This is a genomic window from Pseudomonas protegens, assembly GCF_003732485.1.
Classification (GTDB): Bacteria; Pseudomonadota; Gammaproteobacteria; order Pseudomonadales; family Pseudomonadaceae; genus Aquipseudomonas; species Aquipseudomonas protegens_B.
Genome location: NZ_MOAK01000080.1, coordinates 344,497 through 348,355, shown reverse-complemented (window position 1 = coordinate 348,355; position 3,859 = coordinate 344,497). Strand labels below are relative to the sequence as shown.

The 3,859-nt window shown below is 49.6% G+C and carries 2 protein-coding genes and 1 pseudogene; all 3 read left to right on the top strand.

The genetic code is table 11. From position 1 onward, the window contains the following. On the top strand, positions 1 to 949 hold a 949-nt coding region (locus tag BLX41_RS22860), incomplete at its 5' end, for a tyrosine-type recombinase/integrase (RefSeq protein ID WP_259745099.1). Further along, positions 946 to 3,333 (top strand): tyrosine-type recombinase/integrase, encoded by a 2,388-nt coding sequence (locus BLX41_RS22855; protein ID WP_123726712.1) that lies wholly within the window; start codon positions 946 to 948, stop codon positions 3,331 to 3,333. The genes BLX41_RS22860 and BLX41_RS22855, both read left to right, overlap by 4 nt. Before the next feature lie 2 nt (positions 3,334 to 3,335). Further along, a pseudogene (locus BLX41_RS36040) lies at positions 3,336 to 3,859 on the top strand (tyrosine-type recombinase/integrase); the annotation flags it as partial.

Genomic DNA, 3,859 nt, shown 5'->3' with positions numbered 1-3,859 from the left:
TGCTGTAACCCAGCAGGGAATCGCTAAGTATTTCGTACACTTGCGTGAGGTTGAGGGTTTGACTTCGACAACTATCCGAAATAGGGATGGTTGTTACATGGCGCTTTTCAATGATTTCCTGTGTGTCGGGCAGAAGCACTTACCGGCTGCGAGGCTAGATAACCCATATGCGGGGGGATTTATCTCGCCTGCCCCCAAGAAAAACTTGGTAACGCCATGCTCTCTTCAGGATCTCAAGTCGCTCATTCAAAGCACTAATAGCGAGAGGGAGCGGTCTCTTGTTCAAACGATCTTTGATGCAGGCCTGCGTCGGAGTGAGGTTGGAAGGGTGACACTTGGCGCGGTCAATAAGGCCTTGGGGTTTTCGCGAGCTAATTTCATCGCAGAGGATGAAGCCGATTGGGTACATCCAGACTACTGCCCACTTTACATAGATGGCAGCAAAGGCCGTGGGAATGAGTTCAAGCCTAGGTACTCGATTGTAAGTAAGTCAACGCTTGAGCGTATAAAGCGATACCACGCTACGCCTTTGTACAGAAAGTATGCGCGTAGATATGAATCGTCGGATGCAACTCCATGTTTCTTCAACTCTGAGGGCACACCATTCAACGCAGATGCCATCAGTAAGTTGTTGGAACGCTTGTCTAAGCGCGCTATTAAAGGCAGGCGTATCGAGCGAATGATCTCGCCTCATAAGCTACGCCATGGCCATGCCTATGAAATTTTGGGTAGTCCTGATCTTGGCGATAGTTACTTGGATAACTTGATCAAGGCCCAAATGTCACTTGGGCACGAACGCAACACAACAACTGAAACGTACACTCGGATTCCGCAGGATATCTTTCGCATGCTTAGCCCAACCACGGGTGAAATTCCGACTAAGGCAAAGAATATGGCGGGTCTCGTTGCCGAAACGGAACTCAAAATCCGGCTGGGAGATAGGAAATGAGTATTCATGAACGCGCCATCGAGAGCGTGCGCATCATTGACTGGCTCAAGGGGCTTGAAGAGAACCCCCTCGGCTATTACGAAGTCGAACTCAGCGATAATGACAGCGGACGGTACTCCCCGCTCATGCTGAGTGCTTCTTACGTTGCCAGCAAGGATCTCGACCCTTCTCTCGAGATCTTCGAATTGGCTGAGCAGAAACTTATCCTGAATATGCTGATCGATGGTGTTATCCATCAAGGAGAAACTGCTGCTGGCTGCAATTGGCGTCTAAAGCTCTTTGGTTGGTACAAGTCGCTTTCGCATGAAGAAAAACTTCGTTTACCAGTCTTTGGCAACAAGCTTAGCCTCCGGCGCGGGATTAACTTAATACCTGGTCTTGAGTCGATCAATCAAGGTCTGAGTCGCTATCAGAGTGTTCGTTTTGCTTACGAGGAAATTAATCAAGATCTTCATTCCCTGGGCGTACTCTCAAGCGACTACATGACCGTCCAGGAGCGATTAGAGTCAAAGGAAGAATTTATACCCAAGGAGCGAGCGCTTACAGAATTTAAGCGCCTGAGAATGCTGGACTTCGTTACGATCAATGACCTTGAGGGCCCTACCGAGGACAAGCCGTTCAACGATATGAAGCACGCGTTCGCCATTGCTTCATTAAAAACGGCCAGCGATTCTGGTGAGAGCAATTACCTTGAAGCTTTCAAATGGGTCTCACGATTTCTTACCAGGCGAGGATTCGCTGGCGTTGAGCGAGTGAGTGATACTCTTGACGCTTTTATCCTTCCTCGATACCGCACCCATCTGGAGCAATTGATTATTGCAGGTGATTGTTCTCCGAGCGCAGCTAATACTCAGCTTAGCGCATTTCGTAAAACGTTGATGGTTATCAAAAATCTAAAAGGGTATGAAGGGCCTGACTTTATTAACTGCCAAGGCTTTGATCCTGATCGAGTCACTGATCTCTACAGGCCTTACACAAGCTCTGAACGTCGCCGGATCTCCATGAGTGTTGATGAGGACATCCTGCGTTACAACACACTTGCTCAACCATATGAGTCTTCCGGGATCGGTGAGGATCCTCTTGGCAAGGACGGTAAGGTAAAGTTCGGGTTTGGTACGCTCGACAATGCACGTTGGGTTTTCGAGAATAAACTAGGCTGCACGGTGATTGGGAACAATGAAAAAGATAGTGATGATCCCTATGTTTCGGCTTTCCTCAGTATTATTAATCGCTCAGGAATTGGCCTCCGAGATCTAGTGGAGAGCTGGGGAGTACATTATCGTGTTGACTCGTGGGTAATTGCACCTTACGCCATCAAGCTGGCTCAAGTTACGGGATTGAATACAGACTCCCTTAAATTCTTAGATTTAGATGACTATGAAGCGAAGCATCCGCTCACAGGACGCGCCTGCCTGAAATACTGGAAAGAGCGTTCCGACGGCGAGAAGCTGATGCAGCTCGATATCTTTGATGCTGAAATTGCCTGGCTGACCACATCTCAGTCGAAGGCGGTTGCTCAAATATTTGAAGATGTCAAAGCGCTGACTGCAGACTTCCGCGATGCTGCGCCAAGGGATATTCGGAATAAACTCTTTATTTGGCAGTCAAGTGCGCCCAGAACCTTCCTGAAGATTAAGTCGTTCGCGACCTCAAAAGTTGGGATTGTCCCTGTGCTGTTCTCCTCTTACTCCAAGCGCAAAGGTTTGGTTGATGATGGCGGAGCACCGCTTAGTCTGACTCCCTCGCGCCTGCGGCCTAGTTTCATTAGCGAATTGGTCGAGCGGGACGTACCTGTGCGTGAGATCCAGCTGATCTTGGGCCACAAGCACATCTCGACGACCCTGGCCTACCTGGATCGCATGGATTTCAACTCCATCGCACGTTCCAAGCTGGATGTGGCCCTCCGGGAGCTTTACGAGCGTGCTGTTGAGTCGCGTGATCAACCTGAAGCGGCTTCGCAGATCGAAGGCGAAACGGCAAGCCTGATTGACGCCGTTCAGATTGATGCTCCGGAAGTGGTGTTCAAAACGCCGCTGGCAAGCTGCCGGAATATTTTCAACCCGCCAGATGTCGTCAAGAAGCTCAGCACTTACGTGCCTGGCAGTCCTTGCTCCCTGTACAACATGTGCCTGGGCTGTGAGAACGTGCTGCTTACCGCTTCCAACCTGCCCGAACTGTTTGCAATGGAGAGGGATTATCTAAAGCTCGTTGAGGTGTCTCGTGTCATGGATACACCTTACGGCCATGTGGTGCGCGGAAATTTGATTCTGCTCGATAAAATTCTCAACGTGAACTCTGATTTTTCAGGTGAAGAGTTGGCCGAAGGGCGCCGTCTCGCTGAGTTTGTTGATACCACTATTTTGGTTGACGGGGTGGGGTTGTAACAATGGAACAGATCAATTTTTCAGCCCTGCTTTCGTTCTCCAGGTTTCGCTCGAGCTTGTCTCCGCTGTTAAGTCAAACCATTCCGCAGGACGCTGAGAATGCGCAGCAGGAGGCGCTAACCTTCCTCACCTACCTGCAGACCTTGCAGGTTTCTGAACTCTCCATGTTTATGGAAGGTAATTGGGACTTTAATGCAGACTATCCGAATGCGTCCCGATTCATTCGCGGCTCTAAACTCAGGATCGACTTTACGAAGTATCCGAACATCCCAGACCTGGCTATGCTTGAGCTCAAGGCTGTATTCATGCTCCATTTGAAGGCGTTGAGTGGAATTCCTGCGGAGGGGGATTCCATGAAAGTTTCTCAAAAGCTATCCAAGCCTAATACCGTGATCTCCAGGTTTGAAAGTGGTATGCGGTTTCTGGATAAGGTCTTCTCAGTCGCGAGTGAGGAGCTCGGAAAAGAACACGTTGAGCTCGAGATGGCGTCTGTTCAATCGCTGCCAGCGCACTTTTATGACTCGGC